Source organism: Burkholderia sp. AcTa6-5, assembly GCF_017815075.1.
Classification (GTDB): Bacteria; Pseudomonadota; Gammaproteobacteria; order Burkholderiales; family Burkholderiaceae; genus Burkholderia; species Burkholderia sola.
This window is the reverse complement of the sequence record NZ_JAGIQE010000034.1, coordinates 50,934-66,546: the sequence shown is the minus strand read 5'-3', so window position 1 is coordinate 66,546 and position 15,613 is coordinate 50,934. Positions and strand designations below refer to the sequence as shown.

Annotated in this window: 14 protein-coding genes; 2 read left to right on the top strand and 12 right to left on the bottom strand. The window is 62.3% G+C overall.

Annotation, left to right across the window (positions count from 1 at the left end; genetic code table 11):
• Positions 1-340: 340 nt before the first annotated feature.
• From phaP to J8I33_RS30965, 9 genes are all read right to left on the bottom strand, one after another.
• Positions 341-925, bottom strand: a complete 585-nt coding sequence (gene phaP / locus J8I33_RS31005) for a TIGR01841 family phasin (protein ID WP_209939712.1) — start codon at positions 923-925, stop codon at positions 341-343.
• Between the two features lie 497 nt (positions 926-1,422).
• Complete coding sequence (locus tag J8I33_RS31000) at positions 1,423-2,187, bottom strand: ParA family protein (protein ID WP_050014907.1); 765 nt, start codon at positions 2,185-2,187, stop codon at positions 1,423-1,425.
• Between the two features lie 113 nt (positions 2,188-2,300).
• A complete protein-coding gene (locus tag J8I33_RS30995) occupies positions 2,301-2,924 on the bottom strand; it encodes a DNA-3-methyladenine glycosylase (protein WP_209939711.1) in 624 nt (207 codons plus the stop codon).
• The gene (gene mug / locus J8I33_RS30990) at positions 2,911-3,441 is read right to left on the bottom strand and encodes a G/U mismatch-specific DNA glycosylase (protein WP_209939710.1); all 531 of its coding nucleotides are present in this window, start codon (positions 3,439-3,441) and stop codon (positions 2,911-2,913) included. Before mug ends, J8I33_RS30995 begins: the two co-directional genes overlap by 14 nt.
• A 218-nt stretch (positions 3,442-3,659) precedes the next feature.
• Positions 3,660-4,529 carry a hypothetical protein gene (locus tag J8I33_RS30985; protein ID WP_209939709.1) on the bottom strand — a complete coding sequence of 290 codons (870 nt, stop codon included), beginning with the start codon at positions 4,527-4,529 and terminating at the stop codon, positions 3,660-3,662.
• The gene (locus tag J8I33_RS30980) at positions 4,526-5,470 is read right to left on the bottom strand and encodes a ParB/RepB/Spo0J family partition protein (protein ID WP_209939708.1); all 945 of its coding nucleotides are present in this window, start codon (positions 5,468-5,470) and stop codon (positions 4,526-4,528) included. Before J8I33_RS30980 ends, J8I33_RS30985 begins: the two co-directional genes overlap by 4 nt.
• A complete protein-coding gene (locus J8I33_RS30975; RefSeq protein ID WP_209939707.1) occupies positions 5,467-6,537 on the bottom strand; it encodes a Dam family site-specific DNA-(adenine-N6)-methyltransferase in 1,071 nt (356 codons plus the stop codon). Before J8I33_RS30975 ends, J8I33_RS30980 begins: the two co-directional genes overlap by 4 nt.
• 208 nt (positions 6,538-6,745) lie before the next feature.
• A complete protein-coding gene (locus J8I33_RS30970; RefSeq protein ID WP_050014902.1) occupies positions 6,746-7,297 on the bottom strand; it encodes a single-stranded DNA-binding protein in 552 nt (183 codons plus the stop codon).
• Positions 7,298-7,397: 100 nt separating this feature from the next.
• A complete protein-coding gene (locus J8I33_RS30965; protein ID WP_021162585.1) occupies positions 7,398-8,585 on the bottom strand; it encodes an MFS transporter in 1,188 nt (395 codons plus the stop codon).
• Between the two features lie 263 nt (positions 8,586-8,848).
• Between J8I33_RS30965 and uvrA the strand changes: the two genes are divergently transcribed.
• Both uvrA and J8I33_RS30955 read left to right on the top strand, forming a co-directional pair.
• Positions 8,849-11,734 carry an excinuclease ABC subunit UvrA gene (gene uvrA / locus J8I33_RS30960; RefSeq protein WP_124593407.1) on the top strand — a complete coding sequence of 962 codons (2,886 nt, stop codon included), beginning with the start codon at positions 8,849-8,851 and terminating at the stop codon, positions 11,732-11,734.
• A gap of 238 nt (positions 11,735-11,972) precedes the next feature.
• Complete coding sequence (locus J8I33_RS30955; protein WP_050014898.1) at positions 11,973-13,055, top strand: hypothetical protein; 1,083 nt, start codon at positions 11,973-11,975, stop codon at positions 13,053-13,055.
• Between the two features lie 93 nt (positions 13,056-13,148).
• Here the strand turns inward: J8I33_RS30955 and purU are convergent, their stop codons facing one another.
• From purU to J8I33_RS30940, 3 genes are all read right to left on the bottom strand, one after another.
• Entirely contained in the window at positions 13,149-14,033 is an 885-nt protein-coding gene (gene purU / locus J8I33_RS30950; protein WP_050014896.1) for a formyltetrahydrofolate deformylase, read from the bottom strand.
• Between the two features lie 73 nt (positions 14,034-14,106).
• Positions 14,107-14,973, bottom strand: a complete 867-nt coding sequence (locus J8I33_RS30945) for an NUDIX hydrolase family protein (RefSeq protein WP_209926585.1) — start codon at positions 14,971-14,973, stop codon at positions 14,107-14,109.
• Between the two features lie 5 nt (positions 14,974-14,978).
• A complete protein-coding gene (locus J8I33_RS30940) occupies positions 14,979-15,593 on the bottom strand; it encodes a LysE family translocator (RefSeq protein ID WP_050014892.1) in 615 nt (204 codons plus the stop codon).
• Positions 15,594-15,613 lie beyond the last annotated feature (20 nt).

Sequence of the window (15,613 nt, the reverse complement as noted above, 5' to 3'; positions counted from 1 at the left end):
GCCGCAATCTTCGCGAGCGAGCCGCCGAATTTGCCGACCGCGGTCCGCGCGGCCGATACGATCACTACATCCGTCATGTTCAGTTCCTGCATCGAAATCAGTTCGTCGTGGCGACGCCGGCACGAGACGGTCGCACATGGCGATGGCGCCGCCCGCCGCCGTATTGGCGGGCAGCTTCCGTCCGCACCGGCGGCACGGCACACCGCCGCACGGGCAACCGTGCACGGGCGTCTGGCGGCGAACCGGATGTTTGCCGGACCGCGCGTGGCACACGCGGCGGCCGGCGCCATCCGGCGCCGATCAATCGTGTCGCGCCTGCGCGCGACACGCATTCACGCGGTTACGCAGCCGCGTCGCGCGCAGCCGCAGCGTCCTTGCGAGCGGCCGCTGCCGTCTGCTTCGCGCCGCGCGTGGCCGTTTCGCTGACCGCATCGAAGCCGCTCTGCGCCGCCTCGATCGCCTGCCCCGTCGCTGCGCGCACGGAGTCGGCCGCGGCGCTCGCCGCCGACAGCGCCGAATTCAGCGCGGCCACTACCGGTGCCGAGCCGGCCGGCGCATGCTTCGTCAGTTCGCCGAGCACGTCCTTCAGGCGTTTGTCGTTCTGTTCGTACTGCGCCTGCGCGACCTTCGCCCATTCGGACTGCGTCGACACCGCGATGTCGAACAGATGGCGGCCGTACGACACGACCTTGCCGGCCGCGTCCTGCGGCACCGCGACCTGCTGCACGAAGCCCGCGGCCGGGTTGTTGCTGCTGAACGCGTTCTTCAGCTTGTCCTCGTATTCCTCGAGCGCCGTCCGGGCCGCTTGCAGGTTGAGTTCGACGACAGCCTCGAAACCGTGGATCGCCGGACGGGCGATCGCAAACCACGCGGCGATACCGGATTGATAATCGGCGGCGAGTTTTTCGGGGGCAAATACGGACATCGGGCACGCTCCTGTTGGCAATGCGAGAGACGACGTAAAGAAAAACGGAAGCTTGATCGACCGCTGCTTCCTTATTGACAGCCCGCACCTGTTTGAGCACGGGCAGTGGAAGGAAGTCATTCTAGATCGATTAATTGTCAATTAAATGGCATTAATACTAGGTATAAACCCTTATTACCCTTTTGACCAGCAGCCGAAGCCGCAGGCGCGGCGAAATCTCAGACAAGACGCCACCCTCAGCGGCCCGCCATGCGTTTTTACCTTTTTGCAGCATAGCGCATCATGACGTGGCGCAATATTTGCCAATTCATTATTCCGCTTATTAGAAAACCGGCACCCATTGAAAATGGAGCAATCGTTTATGTAATATTTTTTCTCGATTTGTTGTGAAATCGTTTTCTTGATTATTAATGACGAAATCAATAATCGGATGAATGGCCGGTCGCGACAAAAAAGGCCGCTCGAAGCGGCCTCGGTCGATGCGGTCGCGCGCGGGATCAGCCGGCCAGTTCGCGATGCAGCGCGCGGAACTCCTGCGCGAGCTTGTGCGCCGGCTCGAGATGGATCACCGGCGTCGACTGCTGATGCGATTCGCGGATCTTCACCGAGGCGGACAACCGCGACGCGAGCACCGGCAGCCCTTCGTCGACGAGCTCGTCGACCAGCCGTTGCGGCAGGCTCGCGCGCGGCTGGAACTGGTTGATGACGATCCCTTCCACCTCGAGCGCCGCGTTGTGGTCCTGCTGGATTTCCTTCACGTTCTCGAGCAGCGTGTACAGCGCGCGGCGCGAGAAATCGTCGCAGTCGAACGGGATCAGGCAGCGCTCGACCGCGATCAGCGCCGAGCGCGTATAGAAATTCAGCGCGGGCGGCGTGTCGATGTACACGGCGTCGTACATGTCGAGTTCGTTCAGCGCGTCGCGCAGCTTGTAGATCTTGTAGCGCGATTCGAGCTTGCCGTGCAGCGTGTCGAGATCCGGATGCGCGGGCATCACGTCGAGCCCGTCGAACGGGGTCGCGTGGATGAACGACGCGACGTCGACCGGACGGAAGTTGAAGGTCAGCGCGGTTTCGAAGAAGCCGGCGACGCCCGGTTGCGCATCGTCCGCGGCGTCGCCGAGCAGGTAGCGCGTCGAGTTCGCCTGCGCATCGAGATCGATGACGAGCGTGCGCAACCCTTCGCTCGCGCTGATCGCTGCGAGGTTGCAGACGATCGTCGACTTGCCCACGCCGCCCTTCTGGTTGAATACGACCCGCCGCATGGTGCCTCCTCGATCGAAACGTCGAAACGGCCAGCTTAGCCGATCAATAATGGCGACCGCGTGACGCAGGTCGAATTGGACGCGACGAGTACGCGACTTGGACGCGCGACGTGTCAGACGCGCGGCACGGCGCCCGACACGTACCGGTTGCCGGGCACGCTCCACCGCCACGGCAGCTCCTGGCCGACGCGAATGCCGATGCGCGGCCCGCCCGCCAGATCGGGGGGCGGCGCCATCCCGTCGTCGACGATCGCGAACCCGTCGCGCGCGCCGACCAGGTCGACGCCATCCTGCGCGCCGCCGATCCCCATCGCCTGCGTCAGCCGGGCCGGCCCGCGGCACAGGTCGCGATCGCGCGTGCGCGGCGGCCGCGCCGCCCGCATCTGGTCGAGCCCGTGCAGCGGCTCCAGCGCACGGATCAGCACGCCCGTTCCGGCGCCGTCCGGGCCGCACACGCAGTTGCAGCACCAGTGCATCCCGTACGTGAAATACACGTAGAAGTGCCCGGGCGGCCCGAACATCGTCGCGTTGCGCGGCGTCTTGCCGCGATAGGTGTGCGCGGCCGGATCGAGCGCGCCCGCATACGCTTCCACTTCGACGATGCGGCCGGCCCGGCCGTCCGCGGACGCGAGGATCTTGTTGAGCAATTGCGGCGCCACCTCGGTGGCCATGCGGTTGAAGAATGCGCGCGGGACGATGGCGCCCGGCCATGGCGCCGGCGGCTTACTGCGTCGCATCGTGCCGCTCCGTCATCGCCGCGAGATGAAGCTCGCGATACGCGTCGACCAGATCGTCGAGCCCGAATGCGAGGTTTCTGCCGCTGGGGTTCGGCAGCACCCACACGCGTGCATGCCCAATGCGGGCCGGCTGCAATCCCCACGCGACCTCGCGTTGCCCCGACAGCGCCGAATACGCGGCCTTGCCGAGAAACGCGACGAAGCGCGGCGCATGCTGCGCGACCTTCTGCTCGAACCCGGCGCCCGCGGCCGCGAATTCCGCGCGCGACAGTTGATCGGCGCTCGCGGTCGGCCGCGACACCACGGCCGTCAGCCCGCAGCCGTAACCGAGTATCGCGCGATCGTCCTGCGGCGAAAGTTCCGTCGGCGTGAAGCCCGCGAGATGGATCACGCGCCAGAAGCGGTTGTTTCGCCCCGCGAAGTGATGGCCGGTCGCGGCCGCGAGCAGGCCGGGATTGATCCCGCAGAACAGGACGTCGAGATGGGGTGCGATGAGGTCGGCGAGTGCGTCAGCCACGTTTGATCTGAGATATGAAAATAAGAATGTATCGAGCCTCCGCACATGGAGCTTGCAGTGGACTGCATACTTTGCGTCAATAGGGCGATGAAAAGATAAAAATCGCTCTATCGCTTTCGTTCAGGACATGAAGATATGGCATTACCTAGCACCTCGCGATCCCGGGGAAAAAGTAATTCCATCTCAGGACTCGCGAGGCTACCGCACTAACTCCTGCGTCAAACCTTTAAAGGCTTTGCCGCATCTATCAATTTTGCGAGTTCGTCCATAGCTGACTCAAAGCGTGTTTTCAGTTCGATATCCCGCTCAATCATCTTTTGAACTGATTTTGGCTTATGACCAGCATCGTTTCTCAGTTCAGTAATACCTATGAGGCGACTCAAGAGCTGCCCTTTGAGCAGAGGTGTTTTAGAGTACGCCAGGTCAATATTGGTCTTAAGAAACTCCAAAGCGGCATGCCACGCCATCTTATCCCAATCACAAGCCCCGGTCTTCTTCAACGCACCAGGAATAGACTCACATTTCTTCCCAATATTCCTCGTCAATCTCTCCAATTCATCATAAACAACAGAACACCCCTTTTCCGGCGCCCCGCCTCTAAACGTATTAATCGCAGAATCTAACGATGCTCTATATTTCGGCGGATAATCAGACAACTTATACTTCCGCAACCCTCCAAGCGAGAGTGAGACCGGCGGCTGATTCAGAATACGACACAATTTTGTCGTCGTATTAACCTCCAAAATCGATATTCCATTCTCATTCGCAAACGCAAGGCTTTTTGCATCGTAATTCTGCAACGTTCCAGCAGGAATGGCACAATAAAGCCTAGCAGGAATACTGTGATTCCTACAACTTAGAACAAAGTTACTTATCTCCGGAGGAAAAAGAACCTCCACTATCTCAACACAAACAATTTGCTTCTCTTTCGTTACAGCATGCAGTGTAGGGCGAAAATCAATTTCCGGATTAACTTCCCCCTCGATTTTTATCGATCCAGGCGCTAATCCAAGATGATTACTAAGATACTTGCAGACCGTATCAGCCGTATCGTTCAAATGACTGGGCAGTACGCGATATACGTTCATTTGCCCTCCAAGAGACGATCGAGATCGTCACGCAATTCCTGGAGCGTCTCAAGCATCTCGGCATCAAGATCATCTGGCTCAATATTTTTCAATTGCCTTGCAAATGAAAATGTGGTCGTTTGAAAATCGCGCTCAAGATAGGCATGACCCACCGACTCCTCATAGGCGCTTTCAATACTGAAATCATTATCCGAAAAGAGTTTAACAAGGGCTTTTTTCGCCTGATCAGGATCAGCCGCAACTCTTTCCGCCCGAGCAATCTTAGCAACCTGTCTAAAATCAACACGATTTGTAATCGTGCCGCTCCGATATTTCGCGATCAGACGCTCTCGGATCTTCTCCTTACCCAACTCCTTTACCATCGTGGGCATATTGCGCTCGACCGTCTTTAGCGAGCGCTCCATCTCAATGTAGAAATCTTCGGTGAGCTTCTGTTGAGATTTCGGCTTTTGAAGCTCTTTTAGAATGATATCCTTATGCTTCTGAGGCAACTCCATAAGCAGTTTACATCTGCGAATTATCGCGAACCCCAAACCAGTTTCCGCAGATATCTCCCGCTCAACCGGGAAACGCCCCAAACGATCGGTAAGAAGATCAATAACTCGCGGCAATTTATGCGCGATAGTAAACAGATCCCATTGCTCACGTAACGCATGAATATTAAACATTAACAAGAGATTCGTCAGCTGATCGGGCGCATCCTGAATCAAAGCCGGAATCGTCTTTTTATTTAGTTTAATAGAACTACGCCATCGCCTCTCTCCATCAATCAGGACATACCTTTTCCCATGACGATATACAGAAATTGGAACCTGAACCCCATGCTTTCGAATCGACTCAATCAGATTCGACATCTCTTGAGGCCGAAAAACTATGCGCGGATTTTCGGGATTTCGATCAATAAGATCGACACTAAGTTCTTGTAGATTTTGAGGGTTCATGATGGCTCGACATTGGATATCAATACTTCATCAATTTTCTTTCTAGATCCAGAAAATCCCGCAATATTCCGCCTCGTCGTCACCCTCGAGACAGACCATCCCTCACAAAGATCTATCAAATCTGGATAGTCCGCGTAAGACAATACAAACGAAACCCCTCGAAGATCGGCGCGCCTCAAAGCATCAACCAGCCGAGCGAGATCACCATGCGAAAAGCTATTTACGTCGTATTGAGTAAAGGCTCTTTTTTGAGCGGTCGCGTACGGAGGATCTAAATAGATAAAATCACCAGGAACCGCGTCATCGATCGCAGCTTCGAAATCACGGGAAATTAGATCCGCAGCAGAAAGCGCACGAGAAACTGCACGCATGGCGCCTGGATCCAGTAAATTCTTTCGATGCTTCGAGCCATACGGAACATTAAATTGCCCCTGCTTATTAACCCGATAAAGCCCATTGAAGCACAAAAGATTCAAATAAACAAAGCGAGCAGCACGCTGAACTGGCGCAAGATCATAGGGTTGTTGCGCTCGTATTTCATAATACGTCTTTTCGTCAGTTTTAAGTCTCGCCAGACACTCACTAACGAGATCGGGAGAAATTTTGACAGCCCTAAGCGTATCAATCAAATCTGAATTAATATCAGATAGCACAGCTTGCTGTGGAAGCAATTCAAAAAAAAGCGAAGCGGACCCGCAAAAGGGTTCGATATACCTAGCGTAATCAGAGTGCCAATACTTGGAAATTTCAGGAAGTAACTGCTTCTTACTACCAGCCCACCTCAAAAAAGCACGAGGTCGTTCAGCACCGACTATAGGCCCCACGCGTTCCGTGTTCATCTTCTTTTGGCTACCCCAACTTATGCCCCCAGGATCGTTGTTTGCCCTGATGGTCTTCATGATGGTACGAAATGTAAACAAAGAACTCAAAACTGGCAAGCAAGTGCGCAGGAGACGTTCAATTAGCCAACTTTTCTCAAAAAACTCAAGTGATTGTGACGACGCGCGCGTATGGCGAGCAAATTTTTCGTGCACCCATCGCTCAGGGATGCTCCAGATCAATTTCAAGATAAATCGCAGGGGGCCCTTTGTGCCCACTTTCACGCCCATCGTCTCTAGAAAGCTCCTTGCATCAACCTTACGAAAAGTACCATTACATCCGGCGAACATCGGACCGCAGCCCCACTGGTGAGAGCCTCGGATCAGAAAATTACGTTGCAGACGTAAAAAACCCCGCCGAGGCGGGGCTTTCTTTAAAATTTTTGCTTACGCGAAGTCAGAACGGAATATCGTCGTCCATCTCGTCGAAGCCGCCGCCTGCCGGCGCGCTCGGACGGCTCTGGCCGCCGCCACCCGCACCGCCGCGCGCTGCGCCGCCGGCACGGCCACCGCCGCCACCACGCTCCGCCTGCTCGCCGCGACCGCCGCCACCACCACCGTAGCCGCCGCCATAACCGCCTTCGTCACCGCTGCCACCGCCGCCGCCCGAACCGCCGCGGCCGCCGAGCATCTGCATCTGTTCGGCGACGATTTCGGTCGAGTAACGGTCCTGGCCGTCCTGGCCCTGCCACTTGCGCGTACGGATGCGGCCTTCGATATAGACCGACGACCCCTTCTTCAGGTATTCGCTGACGATCTCCGCCAGACGGCCGAAGAACGCGACGCGATGCCACTCGGTCATTTCCTTGAAATCGCCGCTTGCCTTGTCCTTGTAGCGGTCGGTCGTCGCGAGACGGATGTTCGCAACCGCGTCGCCGCTCGGCAGGTAACGGACTTCAGGATCGGCGCCGAGATTGCCGACGAGGATGACCTTGTTGACGGATGCCATGTGTTTCTCCAGTAAATTCGATGCCGGGCCGCCCGCGCGTATCGCCGGAACGGCCCGCCGGACAGGCCGGCGCGCGGCCGATGCCTGCCCGAAACAAGATTCAGGCCTTGCGCGGCGGCGCTTTCATGCTGGCCGCGATTATAAGCCACGCGGCAACGAGCCCCGAGCACGTATAAAACACCGTGTTCGCGCCGCCGTGCTTCAGCAGCCAGCCGCCCACGATGCCGCCGAGCGCGAGCCCGATCGACTGCGTGGTGTTGTAGACCCCCGTGGCCGCGCCCTTGCGCGAACCCGGCGCGAGCTTCGACACGAGCGACGGCTGCGACGCTTCCAGGATGTTGAACCCGAGGAAGTACACGAACAGGATCGCCGCCACAATCAGAATGGTATGCGGTGCGCTGCCGAGCAACAATTGGCCGATCAGGATAGCCAGAATGCCGCCGAGCAGCACCGGCTTCATCTTGCCCCGTTTTTCCGCGACGATGATCGCCGGCACCATCATCACGAACGCGAGCCCCATCACCGGCAGGTAGACCTTCCAGTGCGCGGCGACCGGCAGCCCGCCGTCCACCAAGAGGCGCGGCACGACGAGGAACAGCGCCGTCTGCGTCGCATGCAGCACCAGCACGCCGAAGTTCAGGCGCAGCAGCTCGACGTTGTGCAGCACCTCGGCGAACGGCGCGGGCACGTGCACGGGCTTCGCCGCGTCGGGCACGATCCACAGCACGACGCCGATCGCGAGGATCGACAGCACGCCGACGATCGCGAACAGCCCGCTCATCCCGACCCAGTGGAACACGATCGGCGCGCCGACGATCGCGACCGCGAACGACACGCCGATCGAGCCGCCGACCATCGCCATCGCCTTCGTGCGGTTCTGCTCGGAGGTCAGGTCGGCGATGAACGCGAGCACCGCCGACGACACGGCCCCCATCCCCTGGATCACGCGGCCGACGATGATCCATGTGATGTCGTGCGCGAACGCGGCGACGAAGCTGCCGAGCGCGAAGATCACGAGGCCGGTGGCGATCACCGGCTTGCGGCCGAACTTGTCGGACGCCCAGCCGTAGAAGATATAGAACAGCGACTGCGTGACGCCGTAGGCCCCGAGCGCGATCCCGACGAGCAGCACGTTGTCGCCGCCCGGGATGGTTTTCGCGTAGACCGAGAACACCGGCATGATCATGAACAGGCCGAGCATGCGCAACGCGAAGATCGCCGCGAGCGACGTGGTCGCGCGCAGTTCGGGCGCAGTCATGCGGGAAGACGTGGCAGACGGATTGGACATCGGGAATGAATTTCGAATGATCGGAATGTCCGCCCGGCGGCGGGCGGCGGAAGATCAGGACCGGCGGCCTGGCGGCCTTTCGGACGACACGTCGGGGCCGAATGCAGGCGGCCTGCGGGCCGCGCGGAACGTGCGGCGCGACCGCTTTTCCCGGCGCAGGTGTCGCCTTGCTGCCACCTGCTGTAAAGGCTGGGGGCCGTAAACGACGGTCTCGAAAAGCCGTTATAGTAGCAGGTTTGGTTCCCTCCATTTTCGCCAGGTTCATGGAACAGATCCGTATCCGTGGGGCACGCACCCACAACCTGAAAAACGTCAATCTCGACCTGCCGCGCCACAAGCTGGTCGTGATTACCGGGTTGTCCGGGTCGGGCAAGTCGTCGCTCGCGTTCGACACCCTTTATGCCGAGGGCCAGCGCCGCTACGTGGAAAGCCTGTCCGCGTACGCCCGCCAGTTCCTGCAGCTGATGGAGAAGCCCGACGTCGACCTGATCGAGGGGCTGTCGCCGGCGATCTCGATCGAGCAGAAGGCAACGTCCCACAACCCGCGTTCGACCGTCGGCACGGTCACGGAAATCCACGACTACCTGCGACTTTTGTACGCACGGGTCGGCACGCCGTACTGCCCCGACCACGACATCCCGCTCGAGGCGCAGAGCGTGTCGCAGATGGTCGACGCGGCGCTCGCGCTGCCCGAGGAAACCAAGCTGATGATCCTCGCGCCCGTCGTCGCGAACCGCAAGGGCGAGCACGCCGAGCTGTTCGAGGAGATGCAGGCGCAGGGCTTCGTGCGCTTTCGCGTGCGCTCGGGCGGCGGCGCCGCGAACGAAGGCGTCGCGAAGATCTACGAGGTCGAGTCGCTGCCGAAGCTGAAGAAGAACGACAAGCACACGATCGACGTCGTCGTCGATCGCCTGAAGGTGCGTCCGGACATGAAGCAGCGGCTCGCCGAATCGTTCGAGACGGCGCTGCGCCTCGCCGACGGCCGCGCGATCGCGCTCGAGATGGATACCGACCGCGAACACCTGTTCAGCTCGAAGTTTGCGTGCCCGATCTGCTCGTACTCGCTGCAGGAGCTCGAGCCGCGCCTGTTCTCGTTCAACAACCCGATGGGCGCGTGCCCGGAATGCGACGGCCTCGGCCAGATCACGTTCTTCGACCCGAAGCGGGTCGTCGCGCACCCGTCGCTGTCGCTGGCCGCCGGTGCGGTGAAGGGCTGGGACCGCCGCAACCAGTTCTACTTCCAGATGCTGCAGAGCCTCGCGGCGTTCTACGAATTCGACATCGACGCCGCGTTCGAGGATCTCCCCGAAAAGATCCGCAAGGTGCTGCTGTTCGGCTCGGGCAAGCAGACGATCCCGTTCTCGTACATCAACGAGCGCGGCCGCACGACGATCCGCGAGCACGTGTTCGAAGGGATCATCCCGAACCTCGAACGCCGCTATCGCGAGACCGATTCGGTCGCGGTGCGCGAAGAGCTGTCGAAGTACCAGAACAACCAGCCGTGCCCGTCGTGCGACGGCACGCGCCTGCGCCGCGAGGCGCGCCACGTGCGGATCGGCACCGGCGACCATGCCCGCGGCATCTATGAAATCAGCGGCTGGCCGCTGCGCGACGCGCTCGGCTATTTCGACGGGCTGACGCTCGACGGCGCGAAGCGCGAGATCGCCGACAAGGTGATCAAGGAAATCGTCGCGCGCCTGACCTTCCTGAACAACGTCGGCCTCGACTACCTGTCGCTCGAGCGCAGCGCCGAGACCTTGTCGGGCGGCGAGGCGCAGCGCATCCGGCTCGCGTCGCAGATCGGCTCGGGCCTCACCGGCGTGATGTACGTGCTCGACGAGCCGTCGATCGGCCTGCACCAGCGCGACAACGACCGTCTGATCGCGACGCTCAAGCATCTGCGCGACCTCGGCAACTCGGTGATCGTCGTCGAGCACGACGAGGACATGATCCGCACGGCCGACTACGTCGTCGACATGGGCCCGGGCGCGGGCGAGCACGGCGGCGTCGTGGTGGCCGAAGGCACGCCGAAGCAGGTGCAGTCGAACCCGCAGTCGCTGACCGGCCAGTACCTCGTCGGCAAGCGCGTGATCGAGTATCCGGACGAGCGCATGTCGCCCGACCCCGAGCGGATGCTGCGCATCGTCGACGCGCACGGCAACAACCTGAAGCACGTCGATCTCGAGCTGCCGGTCGGCCTCTTGACCTGCATCACCGGCGTGTCGGGCTCCGGCAAGTCGACGCTGATCAACGACACGCTGTATCACGCAGTCGCGCGCCACCTGTACGGCTCGTCGGCCGAGCCGGCGGCGCACGAGGCGATCGAGGGCCTCGAGCACTTCGACAAGGTGATCAACGTCGACCAGTCGCCGATCGGCCGCACGCCGCGTTCGAACCCGGCCACGTACACGGGCCTGTTCACGCCGATCCGCGAGCTGTTCTCGGGCGTGCCGACGTCGAAGGAGCGCGGCTACGATCCGGGCCGCTTCTCGTTCAACGTGAAGGGCGGCCGCTGCGAATCGTGCCAGGGCGACGGCGTGCTGAAGGTCGAGATGCACTTTTTGCCGGACGTGTACGTGCCGTGCGACGTGTGCCACGGCAAGCGCTACAACCGCGAAACGCTCGAAGTGCAGTACAAGGGCAAGAACATCAGCGAAGTGCTCGACATGACGGTCGAGCACGCGTACGCGTTCTTCAGCGCGGTGCCGGTCATCGCGCGCAAGCTGAAGACGCTGCTCGACGTCGGCCTCGGCTACATCCGCCTCGGCCAGTCGGCCACGACGCTGTCGGGCGGCGAGGCGCAGCGCGTGAAGCTGTCGCTGGAGCTGTCGAAGCGCGACACCGGCCGCACGCTGTACATCCTCGACGAGCCGACCACCGGCCTGCACTTCCACGACATCGCACTGCTGCTCGAAGTGATCCACCGGCTGCGCGACCAGGGCAACACGGTCGTGATCATCGAGCACAACCTCGACGTGATCAAGACGGCCGACTGGGTGATCGACCTCGGCCCCGAAGGCGGCGCCGGCGGCGGCCAGATCATCGCGCAGGGCACGCCCGAGCAGGTCGCGAAGACCAAGGCGAGCTTCACCGGCAAGTACCTCGCGCCGCTGCTCAAGCGTCCGACCCGCAAAGTCGCGGCCGGCTGACGCCGTTCCGCCCTTCCGCGCGCGGCCGCCCGGCCGCGCGCGCGTCGAGGGCGGCCGCGCCCCCTCGTTTTCCCTTCTGCGTTTACACCACGCGCCAAACCCCCCGTTTGCAGCCCATAATGGCAGCTATACTTTACGGCCGTAAGGTTCGCCATCCGCACCAATCCGGTGCGGCGCCGGGCGACCCGCGCTCTGCCGCGTGCTCCGCGGCACGACACAGGGACAACAGGAATCCACGATGGAGAAGCAACAAGAGTCGCGCGACACGCAGAACCGCGAGCCGCACCTGCGCAGCGTGCGGCTGACGAGCGACTTGAGCCTGCCGAAGCTGTCGGCGCTCGAGATCGGCAGCTATCTCTTCGCGCTCGTCATGATGTGGCTCGTCCTCGAGCTCAAGCTGCTCGGCGGGATGCTGGCCGGCCTGCTCGTCTATCAGCTGATCCACACGATCGCACCCGTGATCGAGCGCCATACCACCAGCATGCGCGCGCGCTGGGTCGCGGTCGTGCTGCTGTCGATCGCGATCGTCGGCGCGCTCACCGGCCTGACGCTCGCGATCATCGAGCATTTCGAGCACACGGTGCCGAACCTGCAGAGCCTGCTCGGCCAGCTGATGCAGATCGTCGAGCAGACCCGCGCACGCACGCCGGCCTGGATCGCCAATCTGCTGCCCGTCGACGTCGAGCAGATGAAGACGAAGGCGGCCGTGCTGATGCACTCGCACATGGACCAGCTCCAGCAAAGCGGCAAGAGCGTCGCGCGCGGCTTCGGCCACGTGCTGTTCGGGATGATCATCGGCGCGATGATCGCGATCGGCGTCGAGCAGGGCAAGGTGCGCCGGCCGCTGTCCACCGCGCTCGTCACGCGCGTGTCGCGCTTCGCCGACGCGTTCCGCCGCATCGTGTTCGCGCAGATCAAGATCTCGGCGATCAACGCGGCATTCACCGGCATCTACCTGCTCGTCGCGCTGCCGATCTTCCATCAGCGGCTGCCGCTGTCGAAAACCCTCGTGCTCGTCACGTTCATCGTCGGCCTGCTGCCCGTGATCGGCAACCTGATCTCGAACACGCTGATCGTCGCGGTGTCGCTGTCGGTCAGCATGGGCACCGCGATCGCGTCGCTCGCGTTCCTCGTGGTCATCCACAAGCTCGAATACTTCCTGAACGCGAAGATCATCGGCGGCCAGATCGAGTCGCGCGCATGGGAGCTGCTGCTCGCGATGCTGATCATGGAAGCCGCGTTCGGGCTGCCGGGCGTGGTCGCCGCGCCGATCTTCTATGCGTACCTGAAACGCGAGCTGTACCTGCTGCGGCTGATCTGAAGCCGCCCGCTCGCGCACGGCAAACAAAAACGCCGCGCCCCGTGAAGGGCGCGGCGTTTTCGCTTGCGCAGCCAGCCTTTCGCGGCCGACGGATCAGCGGAACACGACCGTCTTCGTCCCGTTCAGCACGATCCGGTGCTCGACGTGCCACTTCACCGCCCGCGCGAGCGTCACGCACTCGACGTCGCGGCCGATCGCGGTCAACTGGTCGGGCGTCATGCTGTGGTCGACGCGCTCGACTTCCTGCTCGATGATCGGGCCTTCGTCGAGATCGGTCGTCACGTAATGCGCGGTCGCGCCGATCAGCTTCACGCCGCGGTCGAACGCCTGGTAGTAAGGCTTCGCGCCCTTGAAGCTCGGCAGGAACGAATGGTGGATGTTGATCGCGCGCCCGGCGAGTTGCGCGCACATGTTCGGCGACAGGATCTGCATGTAGCGCGCGAGCACGACCAGATCGGCCTGGTGCTCGTCGATCACTTCCAGCACGCGCGCTTCCTGCGCGGCCTTCGCGGCATCGGACGAACCGCCGATCAGCGGGAAGTGATGGAACGGAATGTTGTAGCTCGCCGCGAGCTGGTAGAACTCCTTGTGATTCGACACGATCGCCGGAATCTCGATCGGCAACTGGCCGGTGCGATAGCGGAACAGCAGGTCGTTCAGGCAGTGGCCGATCTTCGACACCATGATCACGACGCGCGGCTTCACGGCCGCATCGTGCAGCTCCCAGCGCATCGAGAACTGTTCGGCGAGCGGCGCGAATTCCTTGCGAAGCGTGTCGAGCGCCGACGCGGCATCCTCGCCGCCGCCGTCCTGCTCGAAGTGCACGCGCATGAAGAACTCGCTGGTGCGGCTGTCGCCGAACTGCGCGGAATCGAGGATGTTGTTGCTGCGCTCGAACAGGAAGCCCGAGACCGCATGGACGATGCCGTGCCGGTCGGGGCACGACAGTTTCAAGATAAAGCTGTGATCGGTCGGCATGACCGCTACTCCCATTGTTTCCGTATTCGTCAAATTGCCCGCTTGCGCCGCCCGGCTGCGCGCGCAGCGCGCGTCACGCGCCCGGCACGAACAGCGCGTCGATGCCGGCCGCGTCGGCCGCCGCAATCCAGCGGTGGCGCAGCAGCGTGTCGAGCGTCGCGAGGCTCGCATCCATCGTCGCGCGGCCTTCGCGCAGCCACGCGATCACTTCGGGCACGCCGGCCAGCAGGTGCTCGGCCACTTCGCCGTCCTGGTTGCGCGGCGCGAAGTCGTGCGGCAGCGGCAGGTCGTACACGAGGATCAGTTCCGACTGCGTGCCTTCCGGCAGCGAGTTCAGCACCTGCACCGCACGGCCCGCGATCGCGCGCGCCGCCAGGTCGGCCGGAATCCCGGCTTCTTCCCAGCATTCCTTCGCGAGCGTCTCGTGAACGCCGAGCCCCCAGCCGATCCCGCCGGCGACGACGTTGTCGAGCATGCCGGGGTCGGTCGCCTTGGTCTCGCTGCGACGGCCGAGCCACATCTTCGGCGCGGCCGCCGCAGGCGGCTCGCCCGGCGTAACCGCATATTCTACGATGCCGTTCACGTGCACCGCATAGGTCTGCGTGCCGAAGAAGCGCGACGCGGCGCGCTCGATGTACGCGAGCGGCGGATCGTCGAAGCGGTTGCGGATCGCGTAGATCTCGTCGCGCCAGCCGGGAATCGCGCCTTCGGCGGCGAGCGCGCCGATCGCGCTGGCCAGCGCCATGCTGCGCGCGTCGACCGAATCGTAGCGCGCCGACAGCACGACCCGCTCGGCGGTCAGCTCGAACACGTCGGGCCAGCGCGCGAGCTTCGCGACGTCCTGGCGGCGCACCCAGCCGACCGCCTGGCCGGCGATCTCGAAACGCAGGTGCGCGGCCGGATCGAAGCGGCGCGCGGCCGCGATGCACGGAAACGTCATCGCGCTCAGTCCTTCAGCGCGACGCGGATGCCGATCGCGATGAACGTCGCGCCGGCGATCCGGTCGAGCCACACGCCGGCCTTCGGGCGGCGCTTCAGCCACGCGCCGATCATGCCCGCGCCGACGCCGAACAGCGAGAAAACGGCGGCCGTCTGCAGCATGAACAGCGCGCCGAGCTCGAACATCTGCAGCGTCACGCTTTGCGCGCCGTGCGGATCGACGAATTGCGGCAGGAACACGACGAAGAACAGCGTGACCTTCGGGTTCATCAGGTTGCCGATCACGCTCTGCCGGAAGATCGTGGCGAGCGGCTGCGGCGGGCGCGCATGCGCGTTCGCGAGGCCCTGGCTGCGCAGCGCCTTGATGCCGATCCACACGAGGTACGCGGCGCCCGCGAGCTTCAGGATCTGGAACGCGACCGGCGACGAACGCAGCACGGCCGCGACGCCGAGCGCCGCGAGCGTCGTGTGGAACAGGATCCCGGCCGTGAAGCCGAGCGCGGCGACGAAGCCGGCCGCGCGGCCCTGCGAGATGCCGCGTGCGAGCACCTGCAGGTTGTCGGGACCCGGCGCGAACGTGATCGCAACCGACGTGGCGAGAAACAGCATGAAGTTGGGCATCGTGACCTCGCTGCGGAAGG